13 protein-coding genes and 1 pseudogene are annotated in these 18,875 nt (G+C 49.4%); 11 read left to right on the top strand and 3 right to left on the bottom strand.

Annotation, left to right across the window (positions count from 1 at the left end):
• Positions 1 to 146: 146 nt before the first annotated feature.
• Positions 147 to 3,542: a cyanophycin synthetase family protein gene (locus C1752_RS15355; protein WP_110986955.1), complete on the top strand. Its 3,396-nt coding sequence runs from the start codon at positions 147 to 149 to the stop codon at positions 3,540 to 3,542.
• A gap of 153 nt (positions 3,543 to 3,695) precedes the next feature.
• Here the strand turns inward: C1752_RS15355 and C1752_RS29335 are convergent.
• A pseudogene (locus C1752_RS29335) lies at positions 3,696 to 3,940 on the bottom strand (ISKra4 family transposase); the annotation flags it as partial.
• 370 nt (positions 3,941 to 4,310) lie between these two features.
• Here C1752_RS29335 and C1752_RS15350 point away from each other — a divergent pair.
• The 6 genes from C1752_RS15350 to C1752_RS15325 all read left to right on the top strand — a co-directional run bounded on the left by C1752_RS15350 (position 4,311) and on the right by C1752_RS15325 (position 10,426).
• On the top strand, positions 4,311 to 4,706 hold the full coding sequence (locus C1752_RS15350; protein WP_110986954.1) for a DM13 domain-containing protein: 396 nt from the start codon (positions 4,311 to 4,313) through the stop codon (positions 4,704 to 4,706).
• 114 nt (positions 4,707 to 4,820) lie between these two features.
• A complete protein-coding gene (locus tag C1752_RS15345) occupies positions 4,821 to 5,234 on the top strand; it encodes a YHS domain-containing (seleno)protein (RefSeq protein ID WP_110986953.1) in 414 nt (137 codons plus the stop codon).
• Between the two features lie 56 nt (positions 5,235 to 5,290).
• Entirely contained in the window at positions 5,291 to 6,037 is a 747-nt protein-coding gene (locus C1752_RS15340) for an NAD(P)H-hydrate epimerase (protein WP_110986952.1), read from the top strand.
• Positions 6,038 to 6,055: 18 nt separating this feature from the next.
• Entirely contained in the window at positions 6,056 to 7,603 is a 1,548-nt protein-coding gene (locus C1752_RS15335) for a GMC oxidoreductase (RefSeq protein ID WP_110986951.1), read from the top strand.
• A gap of 116 nt (positions 7,604 to 7,719) precedes the next feature.
• Positions 7,720 to 8,451, top strand: a complete 732-nt coding sequence (locus C1752_RS15330; protein WP_110986950.1) for a hypothetical protein — start codon at positions 7,720 to 7,722, stop codon at positions 8,449 to 8,451.
• A gap of 22 nt (positions 8,452 to 8,473) precedes the next feature.
• Positions 8,474 to 10,426 (top strand): thiamine pyrophosphate-binding protein, encoded by a 1,953-nt coding sequence (locus C1752_RS15325; protein WP_110986949.1) that lies wholly within the window; start codon positions 8,474 to 8,476, stop codon positions 10,424 to 10,426.
• 177 nt (positions 10,427 to 10,603) lie between these two features.
• Here C1752_RS15325 and C1752_RS15320 read toward each other — a convergent pair whose 3' ends face one another.
• Positions 10,604 to 11,536, bottom strand: coding sequence for an isoaspartyl peptidase/L-asparaginase family protein (locus C1752_RS15320; RefSeq protein WP_110986948.1), 933 nt, complete (start codon positions 11,534 to 11,536; stop codon positions 10,604 to 10,606).
• A gap of 453 nt (positions 11,537 to 11,989) precedes the next feature.
• Positions 11,990 to 13,702: a transglutaminase domain-containing protein gene (locus tag C1752_RS15315; protein WP_110986947.1), complete on the bottom strand. Its 1,713-nt coding sequence runs from the start codon at positions 13,700 to 13,702 to the stop codon at positions 11,990 to 11,992.
• 271 nt (positions 13,703 to 13,973) lie between these two features.
• On the opposite strand from C1752_RS15315, the gene C1752_RS15310 reads away from it, so the two are divergent.
• From C1752_RS15310 to C1752_RS15295, 4 genes are all read left to right on the top strand, one after another.
• On the top strand, positions 13,974 to 14,207 hold the full coding sequence (locus tag C1752_RS15310) for a DUF2283 domain-containing protein (RefSeq protein WP_110986946.1): 234 nt from the start codon (positions 13,974 to 13,976) through the stop codon (positions 14,205 to 14,207).
• Positions 14,208 to 14,400: 193 nt separating this feature from the next.
• Positions 14,401 to 16,503 (top strand): bifunctional arginine dihydrolase/ornithine cyclodeaminase, encoded by a 2,103-nt coding sequence (gene argZ, locus C1752_RS15305; RefSeq protein WP_110986945.1) that lies wholly within the window; start codon positions 14,401 to 14,403, stop codon positions 16,501 to 16,503.
• A 213-nt stretch (positions 16,504 to 16,716) separates the two neighbouring features.
• On the top strand, positions 16,717 to 17,406 hold the full coding sequence (locus tag C1752_RS15300; protein WP_110986944.1) for a diacylglycerol/polyprenol kinase family protein: 690 nt from the start codon (positions 16,717 to 16,719) through the stop codon (positions 17,404 to 17,406).
• A 272-nt stretch (positions 17,407 to 17,678) separates the two neighbouring features.
• Positions 17,679 to 18,683, top strand: a complete 1,005-nt coding sequence (locus tag C1752_RS15295; protein WP_110986943.1) for a hypothetical protein — start codon at positions 17,679 to 17,681, stop codon at positions 18,681 to 18,683.
• Positions 18,684 to 18,875 lie beyond the last annotated feature (192 nt).

The raw sequence follows: 18,875 nt of genomic DNA, 5'->3' as shown, positions 1-18,875 counted from the left end.
TGTCATAAAAACGACATAATTGTTGAGTTTTGTATCCCGGTGAACTTCAGGGTTCAAATCTTTCAGCCTATATTGAAGTCCTGTCGGTTTATCAAAGCCCAGGCTTGAACGGCCTATGTAGCATCATTAGAAACTCATCTATCACTATGAAAATCCTTCAAACTCAGACGCTTCGAGGTCCAAACTATTGGAGCGTTAGCTGCTCAAAGCTCATCGTTGTGCTGCTGGATTTGGAGGATGTTTCCGATGGTCCCTCTAATACTCTTCCAGGCTTTTTGGATGGTCTCACGCAGACTTTACCCAGCCTGAAACAAAAACTTTATGCCCCAGAATATCGAGGAGCATCTCTAGATCAGGAACTACAAGGCTCCATGATGGGGCATATTTTGAAGCACGTCGCTTTAGAACTTCAGGTATTGGCCGATATGCCAGTGGCGTTTGGCTGTACTTGCGAGACAGCTTCTCCTGACGCTTATCAGGTTGCCATTGAGTACCAAAATGAAGACGCCGGACGCTATGCAACCCGAGCTGCGCTGCGTTTATGCCAAAGTATCCTTGATAAGGGCGTTTATCCCAAATCTGAACTACAAATAGATCTAGATGATCTGAGAAATTTACGGAGTGAAGCCGCTCAGGGAGCAAGTACTGAGGCATTGATTCAAGAAGCAGAAAACCGAGGCATTCCCTGGACACACCTAGAGACCTGTGATCTGTTTCAGTTTGGTTCCGGCAAGCATCAGAAGCGGATTCAGGCAGCGCTAACATCTCACAGCAACGTTCTGGGTGTGGAGCTGGCCTGTGATAAGGAAAGAACCAAAGAAATTTTGACGAGCATGGGCGCTCCCGTTCCATTAGGGAAGGTCATTTATGCCTTTCGCGATCTAGAAGAGGCCATTGATGACCTGGGCGGCTATCCCATTGTGGTTAAGCCTCTAGACGGGAACCAAGGTCGCGGGATCACAATTGATATTCGCTCTTGGCGGCAGGCAGAGTTTGCCTATGACCGAGCTAAGGATATCTCTGATGGCGTGATTGTTGAGCATTTCTATCAGGGCCGAGATCATCGAATTTTAGTTGTTAATCACAAGGTTGTCGCGGTAGCCGAGCGGGTCCCTGCCCATATCGTTGGTAATGGCCAAAGCACAATTTTTGACTTGGTTGAACTAGAGAATAAAGATGCTCGTCGGGGCGAAGGCCACGATACGCCGCTCACTAAAATAAAGCTCGATAACGCTACCGATGAAATGCTGAGCCGTCAAGGGTTTACCCTTGATACCGTTTTACAGCCGGACCAAATTTGCTACCTGCGGGCAAATGCCAATCTGAGTACGGGCGGGACTGCAATTGACCGGACTGATGAGATCCATCCAGATACGCTGTGGCTGGCAGAGCGGGCTTCACGGATCATCGATCTCGATATTGTTGGCATAGATGTGATTACGACCGATATTACCCAGCCGTTAAAAGACGTGGATGGCGTGATTGTGGAGGTCAATGCGGCTCCTGGGCTGCGCATGCATATGGCCCCCAGCGAAGGTGTGGCCCGAAATGTTGCAGCTCCAATTCTCGACATGCTGTTCCCAGCCGGCGCGCCGACTCAGATTCCGGTGGTGGCGGTGGCAGAAACGGGGGGCTCAGAAACGCCTACGCCTCTGATCTCGCATATCTTAGGTCAAGTGAAGGACTCTGTGGGCTATACAACGGCAGATGGTGCTTTTATTGGTCAGTATCCTGTCAAAAAGGGCCGTGCGACCGACGCTCAAAGCGCTCAGATAATTTTGCAAGATCCGACGGTGGATATGGCTGTTTTGGAGACTTCCCACAGCAGCATTTTGCGATCGGGGCTAGGCTTCTCGCACTGTGATGTGGGGGTGGTCCTGAATGTGCCATCGGATCAAAGTCCCTGTACGCTTGACCACAGGGCGAGAGCGCTATCTGTGATTTCTGGCGCTGTCCATGCAGATGGCTATGCTGTGCTGAATGCTGATGACGAGCGGGTTGTCACGATGGCGGAGCAGGTTCAGGGCCAGGTTGCCTACTTCTCGATGGATCCTGAGAATTTGGTGTTGCGATCTCATCTCCAGCAGGGTGGAATCGCTGCCGTCTATGAACAGGGCTACCTCTCGATTCTGCAGCAAGACGAAGTAAAGCGGATTGAAAAAGTTGCACATCTGCCGCTGACAGTCCGTGGCTGTTCGCCGGCTGCCATTGCCTCTGCCTTAGCCGCAAGCCTGACTGCTTATGTGCAAGGAGTAACAGTAGAGCAGATCCGGGCAGCGTTGCAGACCTATCGCAGCTTCGATCAGAAACCGTCAGAGCCAGCGGACTTTTTCGATGATGATAGTCAGCCGAATGTGCCTAAGCGATATATAAACTTAAAAGACGTGGTGCTAACGACGTCTAAAGAGCCATTGCCGCTGCTTTGCGATGCGTCGGCAGCGCAACAAGTTAGAGAGCTATGTCAAGAGTATCCAGCGTTCCGGTATGCCCCATCCAATCCACAGCTCCTAGTACAAGTGCAGAAGCCTACACAACTCAACGGCTTCAAATTCTGGGGGACTTTCACGGCCACAGATTCTCTTGCGGTAGAACCGAGGGCATCAGATGCAGAGTCTAGGACTGAAATCGTCTCTGAGAAGGAGCAACAAAGAAAGGAATCTGCCATCGCTCACGAAAATCTAGATCTTGAAAGTGACTTAAGTACAGAAGATTCACAGTTGTCCGATCAAAATGATCCGACGAATCTGTGGGTCCAATTCAAGAATGGTCTTAAGCCACAGACTGTTTTGCAGAACTATATTTCCCAGGCCTCTGCAGTTGTTGCTGCGCCTGAAAGAACGACCGTTGCTCCTGCTCTCGCTGTGTCTGAAGAACTCGATTCTCCAGAAGCGCAAACAAATTTGGAGCAGAAGAAGAGCAGTCTGATCCGCACTCAGATCGAGACAATACAGTCTGAAGTCAGTGCGGCGGAGAAGACGGCTGAACGAGCACGTCAGGAATTGGCTGCGTTGTCTGAGGCTATTAAGCAGCACGATATCAAAGCGTGGGAGGCTCAGCAAGAGGTCAAGATCAGGCGCTGGACTAAAGAAAAAGCACCCGTTGCGAAGCAGGTTGCTGAACAGGTTCTTGATATTGGAGGGACAGTAGTTGCGATCTCATTTGTCTTTACTCGCATCGCAGCCAAGATGACCTTCGAAATGGGCAGAGAATTAGGTGCGATCGCCCGAGAGAAGCCTGAGAAAACCGTGCCATCAGTTGATTCCAACACTCTCGATCCTGCGCTGAAAGATGTGATCAATATACTGGGTAAAAACGGACGATTTGAAGGCGAAGTGTTTATTTTTCAACAGACGAACAGAGGCGTTGATGTTCATCTCAAAAATGGAACACCTGTTTACACTAATAGGAAGCTCAATCCTGACGTGAAAACTCGCTTTGTCCATCGCCTGAGCAAGATTCATAAGCGCGTCGTTCGGGTCAGAGCCGATATTGAGCAGAAACTGACGGTCCAAGACTATCAAAAACGGTTGATTGAGAATTAGGGCTGTGTCGCAAATCATCCGTCTAGGTGGAAGAATCCCCTGACCAGTTTAGGTCCTAAGCCGCCCCTCCGAAGAGTTCATTGAAAAAAGAGAGCTGTCCTATGGCATCTGCTTTCTTCACACCCTTGACTTGTTCTGTATGAATCTGACCTTGTCTCGATAGTCAGCAAGGCCAACCCCATCACCGTTTCCAAATGGCCTTGTAACTGCGCTACTGGCACGGTCGCCCCCTGGGAGTAAGGAGACGAATATTGCCGCCATCTAAGCTGTGTGACCTCTTTCTCCTCAGGCGATGGACCGAAGATTTGTCGATGAACCAAACGTTGCTACGTTTCTGAGCTGACTTTGATACCCGTCAAGACCACAAAATCCGCCGCAGCATGAGTATAAGAGACATTTTCCTCTCAAAAAGGCGACATGCTCCCTCGTGCTACTGTAGCCACTCAATACTCCTCGATGAGTGGCCAATAAATCAAGAGACTAACTAAGAATCATCATTTGTACATCCCACTCATAAATAAATCCTAAGAATTCTTCACCTCAAGCTCAGATTAAATTAATTTTCTAATCTTCTGTATAGATAATGCTGTTATTGCATGTATGAATTGCAGGTACCTCATGCTGGCAACCACAAAGATGCGCTGACTTTCTTTAAGCCATTAGTAGCTGAGAAAGTAAAACTCCATCACGATAACTACACCACTAGTGCAAGATATCGTTTTTCAAAAAATGCAATCCAAAACTCCATAGAGAGAGGAAAATTTAGATATGCTTAAATCATTACTTTTAGCCGGTACAATCCTTGCTTTCTCGCCAACCGTTATTCAAGCGGCTGATGTCTTGGAAGGAGCAAGTTTGATTCAATCCTCCAGTTTCACTGGGGAAAACGATCATACCGTCAGCGGCAAAGTTGAGATTGTCAAACAAGGTGATATCTACTATCTAATATTGGGCGAGGACTTCTCATTTGATGGCGCCCCTGACCCTCGCCTGGGCTTTTCAAACAATGATTCGTTTGCGAGTGCTAGTACGTTCTCAGGACTTAACCTTGACAGCGGCAAGCAAATTTATCGTTTGCCTGCAACTCTAGATGTAGGCAACTACGATGAACTCACAATTTGGTGTGAGAAATTTGGTGTTCCTTTAGCCGAGGCTAAATTTTAGCTCAATACATCGATACTCTGTAATCCTCTTCTTTAGCTCAATATGCTCTAGAGGCATGGTATCTGTGCACAAAATTCAGCTCAATTAGCACTAGTCATCGAAAGGGTACTACTTATGGCACACTTGCAAAATCTCAATGAAACAGGGGTTGCAATTCAAGGATATGACCCTGTTTCTTACTTCGAGAATCAACCCGTTGAGGGAAGCACCGAAATCTCCTCAACGCATAACGGTGCAATTTACTACTTCAGTAGCCAAGCTAATAAGACAACATTTGATGCTGCACCTTCGCAATATGCCCCGCAGTACGGTGGTTTTTGTGCTGTAGCGGTTTCAGAAGGCAAAACCTTTCCCGTTGATCCCAAGAGTTACATTGTCGAAAATGACAAGCTGTACCTTTTTTATAACGGTCGGCTAGGCGACACGAAACCTCAATGGGAGGCGGAGGGGCAAACTCGTAAAGCCAATGCCGATACTCATTGGGAAAATGATGATCTGACAGTGGTTTACCCTACTGTAAATTACTAAGCTAGTTCTGCTGTCACAAGTGGTAACGATTGAAAAAACGGCACATATTCTGAGTAATGGAACTGAAATTCTTTACAGATACGGGCCTGGAAATACCTTCGGTGACGGCGGAGCAAATGATTGAAGTCGACCGTGTGGCAACAGAGGAGACTGGCCCCAATCTATTTCAGATGATGGAAAATGCAGGACGCAATTTAGCGCTGCAGGCGATCTCAACTCTCAACGGCCAGTGGCAGCAGGCCAACATCATTGTCTTGGCTGGAAGCGGTGGCAATGGGGGCGGTGGCATTTGTGCCGCCAGACATTTAGCCAACCGAGGAGCCAACGTAAAGCTGTGTCTATCCTCCGTTGAGCGGCTCAAAGAAGTTCCTGCTTGGCAGCGACGGATTTTTCAAGCCACAAATGGTCAAGAGATTGCCATTGAGGATCTTCTCGCGACTGATGAACCGATCGATCTAATTCTTGATGCCTTGATTGGCTACAGTCTCCGAGCGGCTCCCCGAGGTAATGCTTTAGATTTAATTGAGTGGGCCAATCGTTTAGATGCGTCCATTTTATCGCTTGATATCCCTTCTGGGGTTGATTCTACGACTGGAGACACGCCGGGAGCCTTTATTCATGCCCAGGGGACGATGACGCTGGCCCTACCGAAAACAGGTCTTTTGCCTGAGAGAACAGGAGAACTCACTCTGGCGGATATCGGTATTCCTGCAGGAGCCTATGCCTGGAAAACGCTGCAGCTTGATTATCTGCCTCCTTTCGGAGATCGCTATCGCATTCCCCTGACGGCTCGAGATCACTAAACAATTAGAAAACACGCAATGGATAACCAATACGACATCATCATCATTGGCACGGGCGCAGGCGGCGGCACAATGGCTAGAGCGCTAGCTCCTACCGGAAAAAGTATTTTAATTCTAGAAAAAGGAGGTTTTATCCCTCGTGAGATGGACAACTTTGACCCTCATGTGAACTGGGTGGAAAAGCGATACACTCCCGACGTTACCTGGTATCACGAGGGGGAACCCTTCCGCCCTAGCCACCCCCACTACTACGTGGGCGGCAATACCAAGTTCTACGGATCAGCCCTCTTCCGTCTGCGGGAAAAAGACTTTGAAGAAGTTGAACACCATGACGGCATTTCCCCAGCTTGGCCCATCTCCTACACAGATCTAGAGCCTTACTACGCGATCAGTGAAAAATGGTATTACGTTCACGGTGAAGACGGAGCCGATCCCACTGAACCGAAGCGCAGTTCTCCCTATCCCTATGAACCGCTGCAGCATGAGCCTCGCATTCAGCGACTCAATGATGATTTAGCGAACAAGGGACTGCATCCGTTCCCCATTCCGATGGGAATGCGAATGGGCCATGACGGAGAAGATGGAGCCACCAGTAGCTTAGATTTATGGCCGCAATTTGATGGCTACCCTGATCCCTATGAGATCAAGGCAGACTCTCACATTGTCGGGATTCGCCCTGCGCTGCAGCACGACAACGTGACTCTGAAAACCAATAGCCCTGTGGAGCGTCTTGAAGTCGATGCCTCTGGTCGAAAGGTGGAGACAGTGGTGGTGAAAACTGAGGCGGGGGAAACGATTGAATATAAGGCAGACCTAGTGATTGTGGCGGCGGGAGCTTTGGGGTCGGCACTTTTGTTTTTGCGATCGCAACATCCCAAACACCCCAACGGTCTCGCCAACGCCACGGGCCTAGTGGGGCGCAACTTTATGGGACACAACAACGCGACGTTGATCGCCATTAGCAAAACACCCAATGATGCCACCTTTGAAAAAACGCTAGCCCTGGCCGATTACTACTGGGGGGATGACGAATTTAAATATCCAATGGGCCTGATTCAAATGCTGGGTAACTTTAACGAAGCCCTAATGAAATTAGAGTCTCCAGAACCCCTAAATGGGATGACCCATGCCGAAATGGCGTCCCACTCTTTAGACTTTTGGCTCCAAAGTGAAGATTTGCCCCGAATCGAAAACGGGATCTCTTACGACAGCTCAGGTCAGGTGGTCTTTGACTACCAAGCCAATAATGTAGAACCTGCGACTCAGCTCAAAAAACGACTCACTGACTTCCTGGACTGCATTGGTTGTCACCCCGGCACTCACAATGTTGATTTGTACTTAGGCAGCATGGTGGGCGTCCCACTCGGACACACGATGGGCACGATGAAAATGGGAACAGATGCGAGTCAGTCTGTCTTGGATCCTTACTGTAAACCCCATGAACTAGATAATGTCTTTGTCACAGATGGCAGCTTTTTTGTCTCTGCAGGTGCTGTTAATCCTACACTCACCATCATTGCCCAAACCCTAAGAGTGGCTGAGCACATCAAAAGCCAAAGGCTCTAGCAATTCGTTGATTGCAGAGCATAAGTCTTGTGGGGAAAGTGCTGAATCGTCAACACTCTCCAGTAAATTCGTGAAAGCACGATCAACATCCGATCAAAATCTAGAGGCAATGCATCATGGAAGGCCCCGGTCTTTATTTAGCGATTGGCTTAGCGTTGATGCATGCCTTCATCTCGAAACTGAATGTTGTCAACGTTATCCCTGAACATCGCTGGATGTCCTTTGCCGGCGGCGTTTCCATTGGCTATGTCTTTCTAGAAATCTTTCCAGAACTCAGTCATGCCCAGGAAGAGCTAGAACATTCCGCCTTGCCCTTCGTGGCCTACCTAGAAAATCACGTTTATATCTTGGCCCTCCTTGGACTGCTTGTGTTTTACGGCCTAGATATTCTGGCCCTCACTTCTCGACGGCAAAATCGCTTTGAAAACGATGTTGATACTACCAGCCCCGCTGTATTTTGGATTCATATCTCAGCCTTTGCGGTACTGAACATCATTTTCGGTTACCTGCTCCAAGATATCGCTGACCACACCTTGCTGCAGTGCGCTCTGTATTTCATCGCGGTGGCTCTGCACTTTTTCATCATTGATCACAGCTTGCGGGAGCACCACAAAAAGCCCTATGACAAACTAGGTCGCTGGCTCTTAACAGCTGCAATTATGGTAGGTGCGATCGCAGGTCAAGCCACTCGCTTTGATGAAGCAGCCGTTTCGATTGTCTGGTCCTTTTTGGCCGGGAGCCTCATTCTCAACATATTGGCGCGAGAATTGCCGGACGAAAAGAAGAGCTGCTTCGGATCTTTTATCGGTGGGATTGCGCTCTATACCGGCTTGCTATTGCTAATCTAAATTTTGATTGAGGAGAGAGACTATGCCGGAGATAACAACCCAGTGGTACCGCGTTCTAGGTTTGGACGAATTACCTGAGAGCCGTGTCAAAACTGTAGTGGCGGGCCATAAAAGCCTTGCCTTAACCCATTACAAAGGCCAATATGGTGCCCTCGATAATCGCTGTCCCCACCAAGGCGGTCCCCTCGGTGAGGGCTCCATTGAAAACGGTCTCCTACGCTGCCCTTGGCACGGGTGGGACTACTGCCCGCTAACCGGCAAGTCCCCCGACGCTTTGGACGTTGATGATGCCCTCGCAACCTTTCCAGTAGAGGTGCGTGCGGATGGCATATACGTCGGCTTACCCGTTGAACAACCCCACACCCGCACCGTGAGTGATGTGATGGCGGAAACGATGGTGAACTGGGGTATCACCCATGTCTTCGGCATGGTGGGTCATTCTAATTTAGGCCTCGCAGACGCACTCCGCCGTCAAGAGGTACAAGGTAAGCTCACCTATATCGGCATTCGCCATGAAGGAGCTGCTGCCTTCGCCGCCTCAGCCTACGCAAAGCTGACAGGTAAACCTGCGGCCTGCTTAACTATTGCCGGACCGGGTGCAACAAACCTACTCACGGGCATGTGGGATGCAAAAGTCGATCGCGCTCCGATTTTAGCCTTGACGGGACAGGTCAATTCTCAGGTTTTGGGCACAGGCAATTTTCAAGAGTGTGATTTACAGGCCGCCTTCAGTGGCGTAGCTGCTTGGAGCCAAACGGTGCTCAGCCACAGCCAACACGCTGAGTTAATGACCCTAGCCGTCAAACATGCCCTATTAGAGCGAAATGTCTCTCACCTGATTTTTCCTGATGAAGTTCAGATGCAGCCTGCGGTGGATGTACCTGCTTCTAACCCCGCCGGACGGATGACACCCTTACAGATTGCGCCGCCGCCTGAGTCGTTGCTTGAGGCTATTGATCGCCTCAAGCAATCCCGCCGCCCGGTGATCATTGTTGGGCATGGTGCCCGTTTCCATATGCCTGCTATTACGGAACTTGCAGAACTATTGGGAGCGCCTATTCTCACGACCTTTAAGGGGAAAGGACAGATCTCGGACCGTCACCCCCTCGGCTGCGGAGTCTTGGGACGCAGTGGCACCCCCATTGCCAGTTGGTTCATGAATGAGGCTGATGTGTTGCTGGTGTTAGGAGCCTCGTTTTCTAATCACACCGGAATTTATCCTGGTAAGCCGATTATCCAAGTGGATTTTGACCCGCTGGCGCTAGGGAAATTCCATCCCGTCGAGGTGCCGGTTTGGGGCGAAATCAGCGTTGTGGTGGAGCAGTTGAATACAGCGCTTACAGGGCAGGTGGATACAGAGGATGTGCGATCGCAAATTCAAGACCACTGGACCATTTGGCGAACTGAAAAAGCTCGTCGCGAAGCCGATGATCGAGGCCAAGGGTTAAACTCAGCCTCTATCTTTGCTGCCATGACCCGCCAAGTCTCTGCCGATGCCGTGATTGCCGTAGATGTGGGTAACAACACCTACTCCTTTGGTCGCTACTTTGAATGTCAGGCCCAGTCCGTTTTAATGTCGGGCTACCTTGGCTCCATCGGATTTGCCTTCCCTGCTGCGATGGGAGCTTGGGCCGCCGCAGGCCATGAGCGCCGCATTATCTCAGTCTCAGGAGATGGAGGCTTTGGTCAATATTTGGCTGAATTTACAACAGCCGTAAAATACCAGATGAACATTACCCATATCCTGCTCCATAACGATCAGTTGGGTAAAATCTCTAAAGAGCAGCGGGCAGGCGAATGGGATGTCTGGCAAACCTCATTGCACAATCCTGATTTTTCTAAATATGCTCAGAATTGCGGTGGGTTCGGTATCCGAGTTACACAGCAGAACGAACTTGATGACGCAATCGCTCAAGCGCTAACGCACCAAGGGCCTGCCTTAGTAGAAATCATGTCTGATCCAGAGCTGATTTAGATTGTGCTCTGAGCCTTAGCAGACACAGTATTGAACTCGTGGGCTTTTGTCAGAAATGGCCCAAAAGATGTAACACTCGCACGACAGTCAGGCCATCCCTAGAAATGCTTTAGGGATGACAAGGCAGCTATGGGTGATTCAAAATATAGTCTCAAGTTTGTAAGCTTGCTAATACGTTTAACCTAAGGTGCAGTGTGCTTCTCCCCCCATCTCAATCCAGCCGCAAATCAGGCCCGACGTTGACTGAGCTGCAGCACAACGCCCCGCAGTATCAATAACAATCACTCCACCCTCTCCCTGCACGCGCCTGACTAGATAATCAACCCCGGCCTTCGCTGCCGCCTCAGCATCCATGCCCTTAAATTCAACAAACACAGAAATTGTTTTCGCTAACACCGTGCGCAAGAACTCCTCTCCATAGCCAGTTGCCGAGACTGCACAGCTTTGGTTGTCGGCATATACGCCCGCCCCAACGACTGGCGTATCCCCGACTCGGCCCCAGTGATTGTTCACCAATCCCCCCGTAGAAGTTGCCGCTGCAAGATCACCTTGCAGATCGCGGGCAACAGCTCCCACTGTTCCTAGTTTTTCGGAGTGTGGCTTGACGCGCTCATGGTCTAACGTAATTCGCCCTGCAGCCTGTGCCTCTGCTAACTGCTGAATCCGGTTTTCAGTAATGAAATAATCCTCAGGGCAGGTTTCGAGCTGGCACAATTTTGCAAATTCTAATGCTCCATACCCCATCAGCAGGACATGCTCTCCTTTCTCCAGCACGCGACGCGCCACAGCGATCGGGTTTTTAACCTGCTCAACGCAGGCTACTGCCCCTGCCCCTAGATCTCTCCCGCTCATGATCGCGGCATCCATTTCTACTTTTCCCTTGGCATTGAGAACAGATCCTCGCCCTGCGTTATAAAGTCGATCATTCTCTAAAAGCGTTACGCAGTACTCCACCACATCTAGGGCGCTATCTCCTTGTTCTAGGCGATGACGGCCCTTCTCTAGAATTGTGTTGATGCTCTCCCTGAACTCGGCTTCGCCTGCCTCGTATTTCAGATCCTCCAAAGAACCTGAACCACCATGAATCATCAAGGAATAAGAATTTGACATTGCTTATTTAGTAAAGAACTAAGTGAGTAAGTAGATAGGCTTAATTGACTTGAAGATTCCTGATTAAATTCAATATCGTTGCATTGGCCCTCACCCCCCCCAGCCGCCCTCTCCCAATACTGGGCGAAGGGGGAGAAAGGCAGATAGCGAGGGGATCTTTCTCCCCTCTCCCAACATTGGGAGAGGGGCTGGGGGTGAGGGCCATGTAGAGCATTTGCTAATATCTGATCTTTAACTTGATTCTGCCTCGCTACTTACAGAGTGTTTGGATGCTTTGGCCCCAAAAGGTTGTAGGGTCAACCTCCCGTCTGCTACATCTTGCCCCAAAACCTTCCCTTCTAGGGGAGTTGAAGATCTATTCTTTCGACAGTAAATTTTGCCCAAGTGTATTGTGCCAGCAGCAGCATTTTTCATAGAAAGCAATCTAGATTTCTGTCCTCTCTGATTGACTTTTCAACGACTCTCAACTCCCGAGTCTGTGCCAACAGGCTGAGGAATTAGCTCATCTAAAATCCTAAAGCGAATATGATTGATGGCTAAGTCTCCCATGGAAAGACCTTCTGGCTTGTTGTCAGCCTTCATTTTTGCAAAGGGGATACCTTTGCCCAGTTCAGTGTGATACCAGGATAGGCCCATGAAGAAACGCTCAGGGTACGGGCCGCGATCGATGACGTCATCGACATTGGATTCCATCGGTAGCCAGCCAATCCCAGGAACATAAAACTCTAGCCACACATGGTTAAAGTCTGGCTCTAAGGGCAGATGGCGATATTCAGGATGTTGAGGACATTTGTAGCGGCCAATGGTGCGACAGGCAATTCCGTTCAGGCGAGCTAGGGCGAGCAAGACCCCGACGTATTCGCCGCAGGAGCCAATGCCCCGCTCCAAGGCCACATCAGGCGTATCAATTTTGGGCCGGATGCCGTAGGAAAGACGATCGTAGACGTAGTTGCGGATTTTGAGCATCTTCCGTAGCACGTTTGTTTCTGTGCCTGCGGCCTCTTTCGCAGCGGCCTGAATAGTGAACGTATCCATTGCCAGATCATCGTCATCGACCAAATATTGCGCTTGCAGCTCGGGAGCAAGTGTCAGATTCGAGTCGATATCGTCGGGGGTTAGAGAATACTTGAGGCTATACATTTCAACAGTGGCTTTCCAGCCCAAAAGACCGCCTTGATCGGGCTTGATCTGGTCGAATTTGAAAACGGCCACCTTTTGCCCATTCTGTTCTTCGATTGTGAACGGATGGCCGATTGGCTCGATATGGCGGATGCGCTGACGCTGTGTCTCAGAAGGTAGGGCAATGCGCCACTCAACGTTATTGAGGGTTACGTCTTCGATGGAGAGCAGTTCTTCGACGTAGGACAGCTCTACCAAGTAACCATTGGAGAGTGTGTAATGTTCTGTTGGGTTGTGGTGGAGACACAGGGGATGGATAAAGGTGCGATCGCGAAAGGTCAGCTGATAGGGCGATTCGGCATTGGGATCATCCCGTATATAGGGTTCTTCATCGGTGTACACCACATAGCAAATGGGCACTTGATTCTTCGGTGTATAAAATGCGATTCCTGTAGGGGAGCTGAAGGGGGTTAGAGCGCTGTACTGAATGGCTCCAGTGGCGGGATCGAGGCAATAAACCGTTTGCTCATCGCGATCGCAAACCCACAGCCGTTCATCCGCCACCGTCAATGTTTCAGAACCCACACCGGGCTGAGGAAATTTATCTAACGGTTTGCCGGTGGCGGGGTCAAAAACATGGATATAGCCAGACTTTTGACAGCTCACATAGATCGCTGACGGCCCCACGGCCACCCCGGCGACAGGATACGGTAGGTGAGCAAAATGCCTTTGTTCTAGGGGCGCGCGATGGTCTCCGAGCAGCCCTTGGCTATCGCAACAAAACACCTCCTGATCCTTCGCAAACCAGAACGTATCCTGGTGCAGGGTTAATCCCGTGACATCGAGCCAGTCTGAAACCTGATGAGGGTTCAGGATAATGGTGTTATTCGTGAGTGGATCAATAGAGAGCAGGTAGCCCCGAACGGTATCAACGGCCAAGATGCGATCGCCATCCGTCGTCAGTCCTGTGAGGGCATATACACCGATGGGACGAACGGTAGAATGCTGCAGTGAAGCATCGGGAGACATGCATTCAGGCTTCGACATAAATTAACTAGACTCAGGATCACTCAATACTATAGCCTCCGCTGTCAATACAAATCTGTCCCCGCAGGGGTTGAAGGATCCTGCTGGAAGCAAACGCGAGAGACTTCCTTTATGTGATGGATGATGCAGTTGATTGATCCGGTCTATCCGTATGATTTATGCTCATTGTTTGTAATTGGGGTTATCAAACATGGGCTGTTTCCAGAGCTTCGACTCTGCCCCGTTCATGTTGGCGAACAGTGCGTTATCAAGATGAAGGACATCATATTGCATGAAAGTTGTTTACGACCCAGACAAAGATATTTTACAAATTGCCTTTATTACAACCGTCATTGAGGAAACGACGCAAATCGCACCAGGCTTGGTCTTAGACTATGACGAAGACGGTACCGTTGTGGGCGTAGAGATCAGAAAAGCTTCGACAAAGGTTGATAATCCATACTCCATTGCCTATCTGGTGGGCGAAGCGAACGTTAACAAACCTCAGCCCAGTGCAAAAAGTTAGGCAACAACACTTGTCCTATCCCTCAACTTAGATCGTCATCCCTTCTAAAGTCATAGACTTTTGACTTTAGAAGGGAAAATTCAGCGATTCGACGTATTCGAGCAGAGCACGAATCGCTACTATTAATGAGGCCTTTTATGAAGGGAAGCGCTCCGTTGCTTTCAGTCTAGAAAAATTTTTCAATGAGTGAACCATGACCGATTCAGTACGAATTTTGATGTGTGCCCCGCATCATTATGATGTCGATTACGTGATCAACCCTTGGATGGAGGGCAATATCCATCGTTCGTCGCGGGACCGTGCTGAACTGCAGTGGGATGAGCTGCATCGGGTCTTGAAAACCTACGCGACGGTTGATCTAGTGGAGCCTCAACCGGGGTGGCCAGATATGGTTTTTACCGCTAATGCAGGGCTGGTTCTAGACAACACCGTCGTGCTCAGTCGTTTTTTCCATCCTGAACGGCAGGGTGAAGAACCCTATTTCCAACAGTGGTTTACAGATCAGGGCTACACCGTGCATACGTTGCCCAAAAGCCTGCCCTTTGAAGGAGCCGGAGATGCGCTGCTCGATCGGGCCGGAGGCTGGCTATGGGCGGGCTACGGGTTTCGCTCTGAACTGGACTCCCACCCTTATTTGGCCCAGTGGTTAGATGTAGAAGTGCTGTCCCTGCGGTTAGTCGACCGGCGCTTCTACCACCTAGATACCTGCTTTTGTCCGCTTACGGACGGGTATCTGCTCTACTATCCGCCAGCTTTTGACACCTACTCCAATCACTTGATTGAGCGGCGTGTCCCGGCTGAGAAGCGAATTGCGGTTGAGGAGGTAGATGCCGTTACCTTTGCCTGTAACGCCGTAAATATTGATCGCGTGGTGGTGATGAACCACGTTAGCGATCGCCTCAAGCAAAGCCTCGGCGATTGTGGCTTTACCGTGGTTGAAACGCCCCTCACAGAATTTCTGAAGGCGGGTGGGGCTGCCAAATGTCTGACTCTAAGGACCACAGAGCCGCGCCACGCTTCGCCCCAGGCTTCCACGATTCAAAGTCGTATTGTTCATCTTGAAGGCCATTTACTCGATACGGGTCTAGTCAATCGAGCGCTGGATACGATTGTGGCGGGGGGCGGCAGTTTCCAGGTTCTAAATTTTGATCTGGGCGAACAGCGTCAGGATATTTCGACTGCAGAAGTCAAGGTTTCAGCCCCGGATACGGACGTCATTGCCGACATTATGGGGCAGTTAGTGGACCTCGGTGCGGTGAGCGTCACGGAAGAAGCGGTTGATGCTGAGCTAGAGGCCGTTGTTCAGGCGGGCGTTGCGCCGGATGATTTCTATGTGACGGCGATCTATCCCACCGAAGTCTTGATCGAGGGGCAATGGATCAGGGTTCAAGGTCAGCGGATGGATGGTGCGATCGCAATCACTCAAACTAACAGTGGTATCGCTGCCCGCTGCAAGCTACTGAGAGATTTACAGGTCGGCGAATCAGTTGTGGTCGGCAGTGAGGGCATTCGCACCAAGCGCACAGCGACAACGCTCAAAAAAGGCGCATCGGAAGAATTTGGCTTCATGGGCGCTGGCGTTTCCAGTGAGCGTCGCGTGGAATTAGTCGTCGAACAAATTGCCTGGGACTTGCGCCGGATTCGAGATCAGGGCGGCAAAGTCGTGGTGACGGCGGGGCCGGTGGTCATCCATACCGGCGGTAGTGAGCATCTCAACAGGCTGATTCGAGAGGGGTATGTTCATGCGCTTCTGGGGGGAAATGCGATCGCCGTTCACGACATCGAGCAATCCATGATGGGCACCTCCCTGGGGATGGATATGAAGCGGGGCGTCTCCGTTCATGGCGGGCACCGTCATCACCTCAAGGCGATTAACGCCATTCGTCGCTGCGGCAGTATTGCTAACGCGGTGGAGCAGGGCACCTTACGCAGCGGCGTGATGTACGAATGCGTCAAGCACAACGTTCCCTTCTCTCTGGCTGGGTCGATCCGAGATGATGGCCCCCTGCCGGATACCAAGATGGACTTACTGGAGGCTCAGGCCGACTATGCGCGCCTGATTGAAGGCGCAGACCTGATTTTGATGCTGTCAACGATGCTGCATTCTATTGGTGTGGGCAACATGACGCCTGCGGGCGTGAAGATGGTCTGTGTGGATATTAATCCAGCGGTGGTAACAAAGCTCAGCGATCGCGGTTCCATTGAGTCGATCGGCGTTGTCACCGATGTTGGCCTATTCCTCAGTCTTTTGGTACAGCAGCTGACTAAGCTGACCGGAGAGTACGCCCAAGTCTGAGGCTGTTGAGTCGGGCTGTTGAGTCGGGCTGTTTCATCGTTGGCTCTCTCTCACAATTCGCAAAAGTAAAAACCTCCGCGAAGTCAGGCATGAGGCGTTTCTCTGTCTCTGTTCAGATGAAACCGCAATCAACTACAGTAAGATGCGTGGGTTTCTGAACGGCTTGCTGCCTGAGCAGGAGCGACATCAACGACATTCGCAACGTTCTGCTGTATGGATTGGCTTATTGCTCCACTTCAGTTTTATCTTCAGCTCGCACTGGCGGGGGCCTGGGTTGTAGGTGTTTTTGGACTTGCAGAATACCTGAAGCATCAGGGTAAAACGGACCCAGAAGTGAATCGTAAAGTTGTCCACATTGGCGTCGGCAACGTTGTTTTACTGGCTTGGTGGTTCCAGTTTCCGACCTGGATTGGGCTAACAGCTTCTGTCTTTTTCAGCCTTGTGATGCTGCTATCTTACCGATATCCAATTTTGTCTAGCACCAGCGGTACGGGACGTAAGAGCCTGGGTACATTTTTCTATGCCGTTAGTATCGGGTTATTGGTGGGCTGGTTTTGGCCCCTGGCCTTGCCCCAATATGCGGCCATCGGCATCTTAATCATGACTTGGGGAGATGGCCTTGCGGCCATTGTGGGTCAGCGATGGGGAAGGCATCCGTATCAGCTTTGGGGCATGAATAAGAGCTGGGAAGGTTCGTTGACGATGGCGGGCGTGAGTGGTGCCATTGTGGTCTTGATTTTGCTTTTTACCCAGGGTAATAGCTGGCAGATATGGGTTAGTGCACTTCTGGTCGCAGTTGCCGCTACCGCCCTAGAATCAATTTCGAAATTTGGTGTCGATAACCTGAGTGTTCCCCTGGGCAGTGCAGCGCTCTGCTTTCTGTGCAATGAGCTGTGGTTGTAAGCGTGATCACTCGTAAACTAAAGAATCATGAGAACAGCGAATTAATAAAAGCCTTGTAATGCTGTCAAAGGTTCGTTGAGGTTGTAGTCCTCTGGGGGGGGGGAATAGAGAAGATTTTTGCTCAGGGCTATTTGATTTGACCGGCAAAGTCCAAAATAAAATGGAATTACTGAGTAGGAGTATTTCCATTTTTATGTCCTTTACTTGGCTATATTTGAATCTCTTGCAACATCCAGTTCAATCTAGAAATATCAATTTGAATCTCAAGAAATATGGATAAAACAACTGAACTGATCCTAAACAAAACAAGAAGAATTTATAAAAGAATTAATTTATTTAGTCCTTCGCGGGAAAATGAGTGGGATTTTTTTGTCCCTAAGGATGGCACTCCACTAACGATTAATTCTCAAGATCAAGAAGCAGGCAGTTTAATAAAAGACCAGCTTACTAATAGTTCTCCTTGCATGATTTCTCGCTTAGGTCGAACTGAGCTAAGAGCGATCTTGATTTATAGAAATATGCAAGAAAATCCGAATATATACTCAAAAACAATAAAATATATTAGGGGTGACATAGGATATTTTTGGTGGAATGATTTCATTAAAGATAAGATGCAGGTTAACTCAGGCTTTTTCCCATCAAATGAGGTGATGTTAGACAAATTCTGTAAGAGAATGCTGTCGGATATCCAAGATATCAATATCCTTGGGTCATGGTTAGATGGAGAATCTTGCTTGACGTCATTTTTGAAACAGGCTAAGGCTGTTCCTTTAATTGATTTAGAACCTTATCATCATAACAATCCTTGGTCTATGGCATTAGAGAATAAGAAAGTATTGGTCATACATCCCTTTGATAAGAGTATTCAACAGCAATATCTCAAGCGTGAGTTGCTGTTTGAAGATCCACGGGTACTTCCTGACTTTGAACTCCTAACATTGAAGGCTATTCAGTCAGTCAATGGTCATCACGAAGACTTTGAAAGTTGGTTTGAAGCATTAGACTGGATGTGTGAAAAAATTTCTAACATAGATTTTGATATTGCAATTATTGGCGCTGGTGCTTACGGACTGCCCTTAGCATCATTTGTTAAAAACATTGGCAAGAAAGCTATACATCTTGGAGGAGCCGTTCAGATTTTATTTGGCATTCGAGGCACACGATGGGACAAGTGGCCACGTTATCAAAATCTCTATAATAGTGACTGGGTGAGACCTCTATCAACGGAAACACCAGGAAATCTTTCTCGCGTATGCGATCGTGGAGCTTATTGGTAGAAAGATAACCCTAACTCACGAAAGGGGGATTGTGAGTTAGAGTTTGCAGATGGTGGGCCGCATAAAAAAGTTGAAGAAACTTTGCCCCGAGTGAGCTAAGCTAAGTGCGATCGCAACCCCGACTCAACGACTCGATAAGATGAGAGAACTTAACCATCTCAAACTCTCAAAATCCTTGCTATCAGAGAATCT

Source organism: Acaryochloris thomasi RCC1774, assembly GCF_003231495.1.
Lineage (GTDB): Bacteria > Cyanobacteriota > Cyanobacteriia > Thermosynechococcales > Thermosynechococcaceae > RCC1774.
The sequence above is the reverse complement of the archived record's forward strand: the minus strand, read 5'-3'. Positions and strand labels throughout refer to the sequence as shown.